Genomic DNA, 15305 nt, shown 5'->3' on the forward strand with positions numbered 1-15305 from the left:
ATTTCCTACACCTTTGCCCGACCATTTGCACAATCAATCGCAAAACTTAACAATTGTTCTAATTGAATATGATTTTGCGAACCATCCACATTCCAAGCGACTTGATACCAGATAGGTTTAATATTTGCTCCAGAAATTAAAGTTTCTTTGTGAACTTTAGCTCCCCCGTCAACTTCAGGTAAAAATGCAAAATGATTTGGTATATCAAATACATTAGAGTTTACAACATCTAAAAACAATTCTAATGTTCTATCTTGTTCTAAACTACACCCAATAAATACCAAAGAATGGCTAATAAAAATTTGTCTTAAAACTTTAGCTAAGGGTTTAGTATAATCTAAACAGCCATGACCATAAGCATCGTCATATTGCTGCTTCGAAAAAATATATGTTTCATTGGCATCAAATGTACCATGAAGTTTTAAAATACAACGGGAGCCCTGAACAAGTTTGGATGCAAAACTACTATGTAGTTGTATACCATGCATAAAACCCTGAAACGGTTTATGTCTCACTTCAAAAACAGTTTCTAGTAATTTGTCAAAGTTAGTTGTTATTACACATCCATCGGTGAGTTGTGGTACTAATTCAAGAATTCCTTTTAGAAGCCGATGTTCTGCGCCATCAAATTTAGAGTTAATCGTATTGTCTACAATTACTTTATTATGTTCATATAGTTTCTGAACAGTCGCTATATAATCTTTTTGAGCAAATAATTCTTTAATTTCGTTTAAACTGTTATTTATAGGTTTGCCTGCTTTCTCTTCGGATGCTGAAATTCCCTCTAATTTTTTTATAATGTCGTGAATCGCTTCGCCCCACAAAGGATAATTATAAGGTTTAGAGACACCTGCACCTATAAATGGAGCTACTCTTTTTTTCTTTAATACATCGACAAATCTATTAAAAATATTAATTTGGTCTGATTCATGCAGATAATCTTTGATCGCTGAATGTTGGTCTAGAATCTCTTGCCCCATCCAACGCCCTAATTCATCAAGATAAGCTGTAGGATCATGCCAAAATAAAATATCACTTGGATCAACAAAATATTCATTCGCTTCATCTTGCATGGTGGTTAAACCATGAAAACCAATAGGAGATTCTCCATTTAAGGCTTGATGAAATTCAGCATTATTTTTATCTAAGACGTCTTTCAAACTTGTTTTGAATTTTTGAACAGTAGCAGCCAATCCCTCCAATTCTTTAGTCATCAATCGTCTCCTGTAAAACCTAAAAGATCAATCTCACCCGACAACAACTTTGGTAATAAAGTATCTCTTAAATTAATTAAATTATGATTTTCTTTTGCCTTTGAGCTAATTTCATCATAAAGCGGTTTAACTATTTTCGTATAACCAGCAACTATTTTTTCATCGGGACAAATAAAATCGATTTCTCTAAAATTTTTCTTACTTATTTCCTGAAATGTTGTACCTGATGCTCGTCCTTTAATTTCGGACATATTAGCTTCACACCACTGAATCAAATATTCAGCCGAATATTTTGTATTTGGTAAAATTGCTATATAACCTTGGTTAATAGCTACTTCAATTTTCGCCAAAGCCAAATAACCAACTGGCGCACGAGATGACATCAATACAGTATCTTTTGGCAATAAACCTGAGCTGATTTTCTTTAGCCCAGCATCAGTTATTTTTCTGTCTGTATTTAACAAAATTTTATTGGTTAAATTGGATAAATCTTTAGGTGTTGTCCAATTGTGTTCTCCATTATCCCAAAATTCAGCATTTTTAGTTGATGGTGTTGCTCCACCTACTGTTTGAATTTGATCACCAACTGTCGAGACTCCCCACCCCTTCGGTACTTCCCCCAATTCACTTTCAACCAACTCATCAGGAAACAGTGCAGCAGTTGCGTGTAACTCTGCAAAATCTTCTTTAACCATTTGTTCAAGTTCGGCTTCACTTTTTCCACTAATCGCACACATCGCAGCACGTTCAGGGTCTTGCCCTGTTTGTTTTGCTGCAATTTTGGCACGCACAGGTTCAAAGTCGATAAACCAACTTTTAAAAATGGCTTGAGCAATAGATTCTAGGGTTTGGTTGATTTGGTTGTTGAGGTGGATTTTATCATCTAGGTCAGAAAGGATTTTTCCAATACATTTTTGCTCTGCAATTGGAGGAATAGGTAAAATAATTTTTCTAAGCTCTGACTGCTTAATTCCCTTAACAGTTGAACCAGTCGCTCTTGCTTCTAATTGATTTTGTACAAAATCAGATTGCATTAAAAATAATAAAAAATCATTCTCTAAGAAATCAACTTTTCCACGTAAAGTAACTATTCTCTGTGCTAAAGCAACATTTGCATTCTTAATTTGTGCAACTTCACCTAATGGTGCTTCTGTCGTTACAACAATATCACTTACTTGAGGAATACCTCTGACCATCCAGCTTTCATAATCCTCATCAGCAATAAATTCATCCATTGGCAATATTCGACCAGATTTGACAACCTTAGCGGTAATCAAGGGAATACCCTTATCCACTTTTTTGGGCGTTTTTCCCCTGTAATCGATTAAGGCATCTAAAGCATCTTCTAAAACTACTTGTTTCCAATTTTTAGGAAAATCAATGCTCACACCTCACCCCCAAACTCTTTCTTAATCGCCCAATAGCCACGAGTTCCACCGATACGCTCAAGCCAGCCTGCATCTTTTAAATGATTCAGATGCTTTTGTAAGGCAGATTGATTAATACCAAGTTGTTCTGCCAAAGAACGATAAGAAACTTTCGGATTACGCTGAATTAAAACTAAAATTTCCTGTTGGCGTTCAGTGAGTTGGCTTACTTCGATTGCACCACCTAAATCATCTATTACACCACTTGAATGATCAATTGCACCACCTATTGCACCACCTTCCAAATCAATCACAGGACGATATAACTTCACATCAAAAAAATCACCTGTTTCCACAAATTCAGGTGTTAGCAAACTCTCTGCTTCACACATTTGCTTGATCCTTTGCAGACCACTGCCCCAATGCTCAATATAACCTAGCTCTCGAAACACACGAGCCAATACCCGATTCCGAATTTCCGAACGCCCCTGTAACAAGTCCGCTTCGGTTAAACCATTTGGTAATCCACCTGGGGAGACGATATTGACCAAATCATCATACACAGCGACTTTGATATTCCGCCCAAAGTTACTGTAATCACGATGTACATAGGCATTGACTAAAGCTTCACGAATGGCATTTTCTGGAATTTCTAAATAGTCATAACGCTTTAAGCCACGAATTTCTGCACGTAGTGACAAATGATTTTTAATAAAAATTTCGGCTTGCTCAATTTGTGCAAACAAGTCACCTGTATATTCTTTACGATCTAAAAACACACTCATATTGGTGCCTTTAAATCGGGCACATTGGGTCATCACATGCTCATATTGACCGAGTAAGATCAATAAACCGTGACTGGCATAACGCTGTCCCTGCTCTTCAATCACTAACTTTAGATTCAACATCTTTTCTAAAGTCAGTGTCTTATCAGCAGCTTTGAACGCTGCTTCCAAAACCGTTAAATCGAGCTTTTTCAATGGATATTGATAATTGGCTAAGGCATCAAAACTTACATTCAGCCGTTGCAATTCCAGTTGTTGAATATGCTCAGGCGATGCCACACGGTTACTTGCACCTAGACGGATATATGTGCCTTGCTCACGTCCTACAGATTTAAGGTAATACGGAAATAAACTACCTCGTGCGACCTCCACAACCAATAGCTCAACACCATCTATATTCTCAATATAGATTTGTGCTGCAAGTTGTGGGGCACACAACTCATAAATCATCGAAGTGATTTTATCTTGCAACTCGAAAATATCATCTTGAATCCCAACCAACTGCCGATCATCAGTGACACCAACGATCAACTTACCGCCACTACCGTTTGCAAAAGCAATTAATGTTTTAGCGATCTGCTGTCCTTTCGGTAACTGCTGTTTAAACTCTAGCGTTTTGCTTTCGCCTTTTTGAATCTCAAGCAGCAACTGTTGATCAGAACTCATAACCTAAGCCTTTTAAATTCTTTTTGATTTCAATTTCCAGTACAGCACTTTCAGCAAATTGCTGTTTCAGTTGTCCTGTTAAGCGTGTCATCTTCTCAGCAAAAGGTTCTCCATCATCTTCCTGCTCGACTGCACCTACATAACGCCCTGGGGTCAGTACATAATCATGCTTTTGAATATCTTTTAACTCAGCCGAGAAACAAAAGCCTTTTTCATCGTGATAAGCTTCACCTTCAAAATTTTCTCCTTGTTGCCAAGCATGTAAAGCATCGGTAATTTTGGCAATGTCTGCATCGGTAAAGTCACGCAGTACACGATCTTTCATATAGCCCAAGTTGCGAGCATCAATAAATAAAGTCTTGCCTTCACGATTGGCTTTCTTTTTATCTAAGGACAAACCATTCTTTTTGTCCTTGGTCAAAAACCAAATACAGGCAGGGATTTGCGTATTGGTAAACAGTTGCCCTGGCAATGCAACGATACATTCCACCAAATCTGCTTCAATCAGATTTTTACGAATTTCACCTTCATTGTTGGTATTGGAACTCATCGAACCATTGGCAAGTAAAAGTGCCATACTGCCTGTTGGTGAGAGATGGTGCAGCATGTGCTGCATCCAAGCAAAGTTGGCATTACCCTGTGGCGGTGTGCCATATTTCCAACGTACATCACTTTCCAGTGAAGCGTGCCACCAATCCTTAATATTGAATGGTGGATTTGCCATGACAAAATCAGCACGTAAGTCTGGATGCTGATCATCTAAAAATGTATCGGCATTCTTTTTACCAAAGTTAAAATCAATGCCACGAATTGCCATATTCATGGCAGCAAGTTTCCAAGTAGTTGGGTTGCTTTCTTGTCCGTAAATCGAAATATGCTTTTTCTGTTCAGATGCTTTGTAATGCTTTTCCTGTGCATGTTGTTCGATGAACTTTTCACTGGAAACAAAGAAGCCACCTGAACCCATTGCAGGATCGTAAACACGACCTTTATAAGGTTGCAGCATTTCTACAATCAAGGTCACGATACTTTTAGGTGTGTAATACTGCCCGCCTTGTTTACCTTCAGCTAAAGCAAACTGCCCTAAAAAGTATTCATAGACATGCCCAAGAATATCTTTGCTATGCAGACTCAGTTTTTCGCCGTTGTATTCAGGTTTAATAAAACTGGTATCTGAAAAAGTATTGATCAAATCAAGTAATTTGTCATTGTCGAGCTGATACTGACCTATTCGATTCAAAATGCCTTTTAGTTTGGGATTGGCTTTCTCAATTTCATCAAAAGCATTATCGACCAACCAAGAAACAGAGCGCAATTTTACATCTTGCCCTTGCTCATCCTGCCAAATAATCGAGCCAATCGCTAAGGCTGCGGTATTTTGGAGGGTGATCCAACGTGCTGCTTTAGGCACCCAAAACACATTTTTTTCTTGATAATAATCAATAATTTCTAATTCATCAGCGATTGCTTGTTGATATTCTTCTTCTGTGTCGTATTGATCACGAGGCATGTAATAGATGTTGTGATCATCCGCTTGTGCAAATAAATCCTTGAGTTCAGACTGACGTTCATCAAAAGCATCTGATACATATTTTAGGAAAATTAATCCAAGCACAATATGCTTGTAGTTGGCAGCATCTAAACTACTACGTAATTTATCAGCGGCTTTCCAAAGCTTATCATCCAAGTCATTTAGAAACTTTTGTTCCAATGAGTTCATTCTTTATCCTCGATCAATGGTCAACCGCTGTGGTTTTATACTTAATGTTCAATAGTTTATTACGTTAGCACATCTAAGACGAATGAAAAGTCGTGTACTACACAAAAAATAAAGATAGATACTATTTTATATTTTAATCCCCTACCAAAGTACAAAGCTAGGCACCCTTGGATAGGTACGACTATATATGTCGCTGACAGGTATAATAACTTGTAATTAACCAAAAAAATAAGAGAACTATAATTCTCTTATTTTATCTCATTGATATTATTAGCTTGGTACTCATTACAAAACCGAGTTCTGTATTTTTCTGCCAATTGGTTTGGGCTAATTTACAGCCCTTACACTTTGTCTCAGACTCTGTTTTATCTCCGTGGCATCATTGACCGCTTGAGCAATCGATGCTGCTGATACGACATCAGACCTCACCTCAACAGCATTTTGCTGATCACTATAAAACTCCTCAACAATATCCAGTCCCTCTTCACCGCCAACCTCAAAACTGGCATTAGCATAGCCCTGTCGTGCCACATGATCCAGCGCCTCCTGATAAAATCCTGCTGCCTTGCTCTGTTCATCGATCTGTTTGGCTGAGCTAATCGCATCTTTTAGATTTGTGCCATCACGTAAAGTTAAATCCACATAATAAATTGGAGTGCGGTAACTCTGTGTTGTGCTTTTACCTCGTAAAGTCAGTTGCAATGGTAAACATGAAAGCAAGTCACCTGATGCCGCACTGTAATAACGTAGTCGTGCTGCCAGAGTACGGATGCTATTAAAGCCTGTGGTTCTAAAGATAAATGTACCAAACTCATCGGATTCATCTAAATTGACGTAGAGTCTGCCATAGGGTTTACATAATCCACCTTGCGCCAATGGACATAAGTCAGGAGATGGGCATGGATGTTGTTCAATACCGTTTTGTCCGAGTCGCTGGCAGGTTTCTCCATTACCTGAACAGATTAAACGTCCTGTTTGTCGATCAAATAGGCTGTACTCTGCCCGTAGATTCAGTTCAGGATCATTAAAAATCATGCGAACTGGAATGCTTCTAAGTTTTTGGTTCGGTGCTTTGGCTCGTAGCTGTTCATCTAATGGATGCCGAACCCATCCATCTTTTCCTTGAATTTGGCTGGTAATCGTAAATTGATCATCCTTTTCAGGCAGACGTTTCCCATTCTTTTCGACAATTTTGCCAATACTGATACGACCCAACACAGGTGGGGTAATAGCTAAACCTTTAATCATGGTGATGTCCTCTATATAGAAGTTTAAAATTTTGGGCATAAAAAATCCCATACCTGTTGCGGTATGGGATCGGTTGGTTTTGGTGTTAGTTGATTTGATACGTTTGTTTGAGAAATAAATGCTGGATATGCGTTTCTGCCTTATCCACCATTCGGATAAATCTGAAATCTTCGTGTTCCCACTTTTGTCTGTGGAAACTGCTGTAGATATTCAGGGTGCTGTTTAAGCAGGGATTTACTGTCTAGGCTGATGGAATCCTGTGATTTCTTCCATGTCACTGATCCCCCTGTAAACACTGCTCGTTCTGCTTCTTTCATCATCATTTGTAGTTGATGTTTGAGTTCATCGAAATACTGTTGGTGTTGTTCAACCTTATGTCGCTCTTCTAACAGTTGGTTAAATAAGTAGTTGGCTTGTTCGTTTTGGCTGAGGTCTTCTACCTGTAATGGAATCTGTGCTGGATAAAGTTGTTGCAAGGCTTTGGCTGCTGAATCCGAGGCATCGACACTCGGCGGAATATCCGATTCCACACATTGCCAGAAGTGTCGTTCAGCATTAATGATGTGCTGAATCACGGTTTCATTACGGGTCACTTTAAAGATTTTGCTTTCATGCCCACAAACCAAGGCACAGATATGCGCGGCTTGTTTACCTGTGACTGCAAGTTGATGTTGCACTTGGCAGAGGACATAAAGCGGTACGCCATCCCGCCAGAGTTTTGAGCCATATTCCCCTACGGTTTTGCACTCCAAGATTTGAACTTCGCTATTTCCCACCACGGCATAATCCAAATTGGCGAGCATAAAGTGTTTATCTTCATCAGGGTGTTGTAACACTGCATTGACTCGACGCACCTTATTATTGGTGTGCATGCTGTAGTATTCAGCCACCAATGGTTCGAGTTGCTTACCCCAATATAAAGGTGCGTAGCCTGCACTTTCGTCCTCGATGTTTTGTTGCATCCGACCTGTTTTAATCATCCACAGTTCCAGCATTGACATATACGGATTGAGTCCACAAGCGGTGGCTGCATCACTACTACCAATGCCCTGTTTTCTGACTTCGAGCCATTGTTGGTAATTCATCTGTTTGGTGTTGGCAAGTCGTTTGGCGGTGAGTGGCTTGGTTTTGCGTGGCTGTTTGTTTGGTCGGTCTCGTTTGGTTCGAGTTCCTACTTCAACCTGCTGAGTCGGTAAGTTTTGGATGGTTGGATTCAGGTTGAGTGAATACGGCTGTAGCGGTGGATGATTTAAGGCATTTTGAATTTGAGTATGACTATTCATTGCAATTATTCCTGTATGAGTAAAATCGTAAAAGCTGAATTTTGGGCATAAAAAAAGCCGCATCTGAGGGTGCGGCTAAAGGTGTTGCTGTGCTTGTACGGTGTTACCGTATTCTTAGGCTAAATGGATGAGCTTAAATAAAACTGAATGAATGGTATGCTTTTCTTAACTAACCATTCTCAATGCCTGTTCTAAACCACGTTGCTTGATTACTGCCCCTGCACCAAACCAAGCTGAATCAAGTCTGTGATCAGTACTCATAGCACGACGTTCGTGGTCGGTGAATTCCGTAATTGCGCACAGTAAACCATAAGCCGTATCTTTCGCTGAGCTGAGTTCTGCTCCTCGCCCATGTCCATTGAACATGGTCATCACTTTAGACATGGCTCGCCCATTCGGTTCTGTTTTATTGTCGGCTTTGGTTGTTGTGTTGATGCCTTGATTCGGCATGGCTGCATTGCGATAGAATTGAATAATGCTTTCATCCTGTTCCGCACTACTCAAGTTGGTGTTGTTAAATACCGCATCAAAGTAGGCTGCCGCTTCTTGCTGTGTCACTTTACGTTGACTCAGTTGCTTCATTTCATACATGTGCTCATCCCATGCACGAACTGAAATACCGAGTTGCTGTTTAACTTTATCCGCATCGAACTTGGTACTGTGTGGGACTTTAACCACACCTGAACTATTATTCTGTCCTTTGAGTGCAATGGCTAAGGTGTTGTTACACACCACGCGAATAGAAGTGAATTGAGCAGTGGTGGCGAGTGTGCCATCACAAGCCGTGGCAAGAAGAATATAGCCATTACTGACATCCTTACCCTTTAGAGCGGTGCTTTGTCCTGTCTTCGCCAATGCCCAGAATTTCTTACCGCCTTTGAGTACCCCTGCGGTTTCCAGTTCAAAGCCTGATTGCTGCGTCAGGTCTTTATAGAAGTGTAGGATTTCCATGGGTTGGACTTCCTGAAAGCGTTGACTCACCACAGATAAAGGCTCGTGCGTGTCTGAGCGATACAACACTCGTTGCTCTTGATAAGGCAAGATCAGGTTTTGTTGTTTATGGTTTTTAGCCATATAACTGACATCCGAGGATTCAATCCGCCAGTCCATGCCTGCCTGTTTTGCCCAGACCTCAATCGGTTGGTTTGGGGTCAGTTGGTTGCCTAAGCCATGCCAAGGGGTTTGTCCAACAAATGCCATTGTTTCAACTAAATGCGCCATAGAAATAATTCCTCTATAAAAGTAAAAATGTTTAAAAATAAAATTGAGTGAAGTCAGGTTGTATAAATCGACGATTGGGTAATGAAGCTTAAGCAGCCACTGCAAAGTCCTGTCCGCATTGCAGACAGCGGTAATGTTGAGCGGATTTATAATGGCGATAGAAATAATGCTGACTGACTATGATCAGTGTTCCACCGACCACTACCCCAATCAGCCCACCGATATACGGAGGGATACCTGCTTCTTTTGCCAGTTTGATACCCAGTGCAGCCATCGCAGGCGGGGAAAATGCGTCTAGGATTTTTTCAAAATACTGTGGACCATTCGGTTGGGATTCTCTAAGAATCACCTGTTCTGAATGGCAATAAGGACAATGTACGGTGCTCATCACGAAAGTCCTGTCAGTGGAGGTGAATATTGATTTTGATGTCCGAATCTTGAGATTTTCAGGCATAAAAAAACCATGCCCGTATTGGGCATGGTCTGTGTCTTTGTAGTGCGTTGGTTCAGTCTATATTTGGGTTTTAGCCTGCTTATTTAAAGCTATAACTTGCTGCACCTTGATCAGTCTCAATATCAACCTTCACCACAGCATCGTAGGAACATCGCAAGTAAAGCTGTAGGGATTGTCCAATCTGGAAATAGGCAGGTAGCTTGATTGGATCATTGTATCGACCTGTATAACTACAGCGCCCATTATTTACATCGACTTTATTTAGTGTGATCGGTTCAGAATCCAGTGAACGTAATGTCAGAATCACATAGGTACGGTCATACAATCCCCCTTGACTGTATTCAGTATTAAGGTTGACTTCCATGCGATCAGGGTTAAAACCTGAACCACATCCAGTCAACATCAGTGGTAGGGTAATTAAGGCAGGTAGTATCAATTTCATTAATCGTTTCACAATTATTTTTCCTTATTCGGTTTAGCTTCTTGAATGTTAATCAGCACCACATCAGCTTGTGTCTTGGCTGGGTACTGGGTCTTCACAGAGGTAATATGTATTTGAAATTTCTTTATTTTGATTCAATATTCCCTGCTATAAATGCTGGGAATTGCGCAAGAATGCTTGTGGCAGTTGCTTGATCAACATTTAAAGCGGTACTGATCTGAAAGAAATGGTTCCGTGCTGTTTCAACTTCAAAGTTCCTTTTTTCCATCAACATCAACACTTCCTCAAGCAGGTTGTGACATAGTTGGGGTGGCAGGCTGTTTTGAATCGCAGTGACTTCATCAAGGAGGTCAAAAAAATCAAACTGCTGATCTTGTTGCATCAATCGTTCTAGAAATGCCTGATCCTGTGGATTGACAAATTCACGGTCGAATAACTGTTGCATCAACGCCCTCACCTGATTGCTCCACTCACCTCGCCAGCCCAATAATAAATAGGCATACAGTTTGATGATCGGTTGTAAGTTTGGGATCGTTGTGGCTTGGCTTTGTTGATATTGTTGCTGCGTAGATGCAGATGACAATGAATCAGTCTGGGCTTTCTGAAGCGCACAATATTGGTTTAGAAAATCTGCCAATAGCCGTAGCCCTGCTTTTTCAGGCTGAGCCAAGGTCACTTTAACTGTGCCATTGATCACCAACTGTTTACTGAGCATTCCCATTGAATAACCTACAGATGTAATAGCTTTCATTGGATAGGTATTTGCATTGGCAAAGGCTTCCTTGAAATAGATGCCTTGGGTAGTGAGACACAATCCATTCTTGCCATGACCAAATATGGTTTCATCCACCAAGATCAATACCTGTTCAGGTTTGGTTTGGGGAGGTAGATAACTCATCGCCCCCAGGATCTTGTTCATGGGAATTTGGGGTGCCAAGAAAATGGCAGGATCAGCCTGTAATAGATCCAGTTGCGGAAACTGTTGTTTAAATTGATTAAAGTCCATCATTATTTTTTCACTCTTGGGCAAGTTAAGGCTTTAATCAAAAAATAAATTTCAATAATTGGAACGGCTACATCAGGGCACGACCGAATAGATAGGCTGCAATTGGACCGCTGTCTTCAATACGCCATAACAGACTGAACCAATACAACACCGCGATACTGAGGTAAGGGATTACAAATTCTTTTTTCATGTTTGGTTATTCTCTTCATCTTTGTGATGGCGCTTAGTTCGATGCAAGCAATTGCCAGCCTGTCTCTGAGTCATAGGGACGTAAATCTACGACCTGATCTTTGAGAAAGGATTGCTTATATTCACCATCAAAGCGTTCAACCGTGATCTGACAGCGATAGAGATCGTATTTGGAACTTGTCCCTTCTTGCCCTGCAAACAGATTCCCGACCTGACATTGCTGTAACTTGATCTGAATCACTGAAGCATCTTGAGCATGTAAGAGCTGAAGCACCGCATCTGCTTTGGGAAGTTCAGTTGGCATATCCTTATTGCCACATCCATACAGGCTGCCAAGGAACAACAGACCACACAAAAATTGGATGTTTAGAACGGATTTATTTTTAAAGAGCTCTAACATTTACAGTGCCCCCTCAACATCACTTGCCCCAGCATTTAGGCTAAGTTGTGTCAGTTCTTCTTCAGTTGGTGGTCGAACTTCGAGTTCAGGCTCAGGTGGTTGCTGTTCAGGATTACGGTAATGCTTAAGACCAAACTGGAAAGGCAGTTTTTGGTTGAGTGGGTATGGCTGTTCAGCATTGAGATTCTTGTTTGACTCATCTGCATTTAATGGACGCGTGCTCAAATACAGTTGTGAGGGATTGATGGTGGCTAGACGTAGGTAGCGATCATCATTGTTATTGTGCTGATATAGGATGGCTTGTTCTAAAACCAATTGCCCTTGCTGCATACTCAAGATAAAACCGAGATAATTCCGCTTGTCTCGTTCATCACGTAGATTGCCTAGGATTATTTCAGCATCTTTGGGTGATGCACTAAATACTAGATTGAGCTTAGATACGGTTGAATCGTAGTAGCCCGCAGGGTTGCTAATGGATACCTGCACTTGTATATGCATCACCTGTCGATCCGCATCATACTGGGCTGAATCCTCGCTGGATGGGTTGAGTACATTAATGGGGATTGGATAAGCCAAATAATTTAAGGCATCTTCCAGTCGTCCAAGATCAACATTGAGATTGGCTGTGGCTTTTTTTAAAGTGCCTTGTTCTGCCTGAGTGCGTTGCTGGTATTGCTCAGTCGTTTCAAATTCGCCTTTGCTCTCTCCTGCAATTGGAGTCTTCAACATTCGGGCATGGTTAATCACCAAATCGTTGGCACTGGCAAATAAGTCATTGTTTGGAAATTCCAGTAAGGATTGCTGACTTGTTTTTTCTACCCCCAAGACCAAGATTTGATTCGGTTTGAGTTGCAGTTTGTCTCGGAATTGTAGCAATGCAGATCGATTGCCTGCTTGGCTATGCAGATAGTCACGGAAGCCTGAGACATCGGCTTCGGGCAGTTGTTGTAGATTGATAAATGGTTGTAATGCTTTGGCTTCGACCAGAACTGGTCGATGTGTTGGTTCAAGTCGTTGGCTGAGTGCTGCATTTTCGTCAGGGCGTAAAACTTCAGTGGAAGCATTTTTATTTCCACAGCCGATCAGTAAAAATGATCCGAGCACACAGACAAACAGAGGATGGATATCCTTCATTTGTTTACCCCAGATAAAATTATTGTTTTATGTATGCTGTTATTGGTCTAGTGATGACAAAGCCACACACAGCACTGGGTTATAGAGAAGAACGGGAAATTAAGAATTTGTAGACGCATGATGTCAACTCCTTGGAATCAAAAAAGAAGTTCTACCGAATCACTGTCAATTGATTATGGTGGCAGAACAAAAAGGGGGTTGACAGACTAGGATCCAAGGAACTAGCACGCGTAAAGCGTCCCCCTTCTTGCCCTACCATAAAGAAAAAAGGGGACACAAGGGTGCTAACGATTTATAGAAATCTATAAACCGCCATGGATCTCGGTCTGTCAAAACCGACTGGCAATGTAGGCCAGCATCGAAAGGATAGCCCCCACTCTGTCTGCCGTCAAGCCAACTATATTAAATAAAATTCTATATTTATTAAAAATTAAACATATAAATTAAGATTAAAGAAGACCTTCAAATAAAAAGTTTTTGCTTTAGCAAAGGTCAAACTTAAATATGGATTTTAAAATTCATTGACCCTTTTTTTAAATAGTCATAAAAATTCTATCAACTGGACTTTAAGAAAAATAAATCATGTATCTTATTACCATCTAGATGATATATTTATCGAATAAATTTTTGTTATTAAGCAGATCTTCTGCTAAAGAACCTCGCTTAAAAGTTATCACTTTAATGAATTTTTTACTATTTAGGAGTAAAAGTAACCAAACACAAGCTTATCAGACTAAATTTTAAAAATCATTTTAAATTCAATACGAAACTATTAAGTCTGTGCTCTAGAAAGTGGCAAGTCCGTTATTGTTCCTATACGGTTTCTTATAATTTTTATATGGTGCGTTCCATTAAGGAATAAAGGTATGACTTCTGAAAATAATTTTGTGCCCTCACAAGCTGAGCTTATTAAAATAATAGAAAGTTACGTGATCTTCAATATCACTAACTCCTTTACCTCTCCTCATCGTTTCAATCCAAAAATCTATAAAGCAATAGATGAGATAACGCTTAAAGCAGCTATCTATCAATTACACGATGCAGGTGATTTCAGAGAACCCGAAGAACAAAGAATTAAAAGATTAGATAATAAACCTATTGTGATTCGTTCTGCTGAAGAATCAATGAGTGGATTTAATGATCAATATGAGAAAGACTTGTCTCATTATAAACCCACTCATTATCATGAAGTACTTACATCCATTCGTCATTTTTGGAATGCATTTGAATTAAAAAATGAAAAGAAAACCAACATTTTTTTCAATGAAACTCTTTCAATTTATGCTAAGCATTCTGATTGCAATAATCCAAAGATTTTTTTATTTGAATTAAAGAGTTTTCTCGAAAAGAAAATTGGCTTGGAAAAATTAACTGAACTCACAGAAGAGAGAAACGTCTCTAACACAATAGCTTCATCAAATTTAGCACGATGGCTAAACTTGTTGGACAAGAAAGAATTAAAAAAATTGCTCGTTCTCATAGAAAAGAAAAGCTTATTAAGTTATGAAGAAATGCAAGACATGTATGGTCTATTAGATTTGTATTCTCGAATTCAGAAAAAACATGCGAGATCTACTACTGATTACAGCTTCAATCGAATTTTTAAACAGCCTTTCTTTGATTTCGTAGAAAATTTCATAAGAACAAACAAAAATAAGTTTTATAGAGTCGGAGACTTACACAAACACCTTAATGAGTGTTGCCACCCAATTATAAAAAAAAATATTAAAAGCGAAATAGAACGGTTAGAACAAATAGAAAAAAATATTGGTGTAAATATAAAAAATACAAATGAGTTAATTTCACTTAATCAAAAAGATAGAACATCTCCCTTACAGTCTCACCCAATATTGAATATTTTTGAACCTACTCCCTCTCATCATATTGATGAGTTAAAAAATATTCTCAGATCGCAAAATTATCAATTAGAAAATTTGATAGATACAAGGATAAATTTAGAGAATCAATATAAAAAATTCGACAATGGAATTGATATTGTTAACGATGCAGGGGAAATCATTGGATGTGAAATCCGAGAAGTGAGAAGTCGCCAATGGTTAGAAGATAGGCCTGATTTAGCGCAACAATTAAAAGAGCTATTTATTATAAAAAAATCAAAAATTTAAGTTTTTTTCGCCGTGGGCGAAATTTTCACTATCACTTTTTTATTATTTTT

Annotated in this window: 13 protein-coding genes; 1 reads left to right on the forward strand and 12 read right to left on the reverse strand. The window is 39.3% G+C overall.

What is annotated here, in order from left to right; genetic code table 11:
- Positions 1-5 precede the first annotated feature (5 nt).
- The 12 genes from ACN19N_RS13140 to ACN19N_RS13195 form a co-directional block, all read right to left on the reverse strand.
- Positions 6-1214, reverse strand: coding sequence for an SIR2 family protein (locus ACN19N_RS13140; protein WP_420001503.1), 1209 nt, complete (start codon positions 1212-1214; stop codon positions 6-8).
- Positions 1214-2602: a restriction endonuclease subunit S gene (locus tag ACN19N_RS13145; RefSeq protein ID WP_420001504.1), complete on the reverse strand. Its 1389-nt coding sequence runs from the start codon at positions 2600-2602 to the stop codon at positions 1214-1216. Before ACN19N_RS13145 ends, ACN19N_RS13140 begins: the two co-directional genes overlap by 1 nt.
- Positions 2599-4032 carry an ATP-binding protein gene (locus ACN19N_RS13150; protein ID WP_420001505.1) on the reverse strand — a complete coding sequence of 478 codons (1434 nt, stop codon included), beginning with the start codon at positions 4030-4032 and terminating at the stop codon, positions 2599-2601. The genes ACN19N_RS13145 and ACN19N_RS13150 overlap by 4 nt, the downstream gene beginning before the upstream one ends.
- Positions 4022-5752, reverse strand: a complete 1731-nt coding sequence (locus ACN19N_RS13155) for a type I restriction-modification system subunit M (RefSeq protein ID WP_420001506.1) — start codon at positions 5750-5752, stop codon at positions 4022-4024. The genes ACN19N_RS13150 and ACN19N_RS13155 overlap by 11 nt, the downstream gene beginning before the upstream one ends.
- A gap of 327 nt (positions 5753-6079) precedes the next feature.
- The gene (locus ACN19N_RS13160; RefSeq protein WP_420002394.1) at positions 6080-7000 is read right to left on the reverse strand and encodes a hydrolase or metal-binding protein; all 921 of its coding nucleotides are present in this window, start codon (positions 6998-7000) and stop codon (positions 6080-6082) included.
- 140 nt (positions 7001-7140) lie between these two features.
- Positions 7141-8283, reverse strand: coding sequence for a YqaJ viral recombinase family protein (locus tag ACN19N_RS13165; protein ID WP_420001507.1), 1143 nt, complete (start codon positions 8281-8283; stop codon positions 7141-7143).
- Positions 8284-8448: 165 nt separating this feature from the next.
- On the reverse strand, positions 8449-9504 hold the full coding sequence (locus tag ACN19N_RS13170) for a DUF932 domain-containing protein (protein ID WP_420001508.1): 1056 nt from the start codon (positions 9502-9504) through the stop codon (positions 8449-8451).
- A gap of 88 nt (positions 9505-9592) precedes the next feature.
- The gene (locus ACN19N_RS13175; protein ID WP_420001509.1) at positions 9593-9892 is read right to left on the reverse strand and encodes a hypothetical protein; all 300 of its coding nucleotides are present in this window, start codon (positions 9890-9892) and stop codon (positions 9593-9595) included.
- 145 nt (positions 9893-10037) lie between these two features.
- Positions 10038-10412 (reverse strand): hypothetical protein, encoded by a 375-nt coding sequence (locus tag ACN19N_RS13180; RefSeq protein ID WP_420001510.1) that lies wholly within the window; start codon positions 10410-10412, stop codon positions 10038-10040.
- A 112-nt stretch (positions 10413-10524) separates the two neighbouring features.
- Positions 10525-11409, reverse strand: coding sequence for a hypothetical protein (locus ACN19N_RS13185; protein ID WP_420001511.1), 885 nt, complete (start codon positions 11407-11409; stop codon positions 10525-10527).
- Between the two features lie 220 nt (positions 11410-11629).
- Positions 11630-11995: a hypothetical protein gene (locus tag ACN19N_RS13190; protein WP_420001512.1), complete on the reverse strand. Its 366-nt coding sequence runs from the start codon at positions 11993-11995 to the stop codon at positions 11630-11632.
- Complete coding sequence (locus ACN19N_RS13195) at positions 11996-13129, reverse strand: hypothetical protein (RefSeq protein WP_420001513.1); 1134 nt, start codon at positions 13127-13129, stop codon at positions 11996-11998.
- An 866-nt stretch (positions 13130-13995) separates the two neighbouring features.
- Here ACN19N_RS13195 and ACN19N_RS13200 point away from each other — a divergent pair.
- Positions 13996-15255 carry a hypothetical protein gene (locus tag ACN19N_RS13200; RefSeq protein ID WP_420001514.1) on the forward strand — a complete coding sequence of 420 codons (1260 nt, stop codon included), beginning with the start codon at positions 13996-13998 and terminating at the stop codon, positions 15253-15255.
- Positions 15256-15305: the final 50 nt, after the last annotated feature.

The organism is Acinetobacter sp. LF10, from assembly GCF_048585715.1.
Classification (GTDB): domain Bacteria; phylum Pseudomonadota; class Gammaproteobacteria; order Pseudomonadales; family Moraxellaceae; genus Acinetobacter.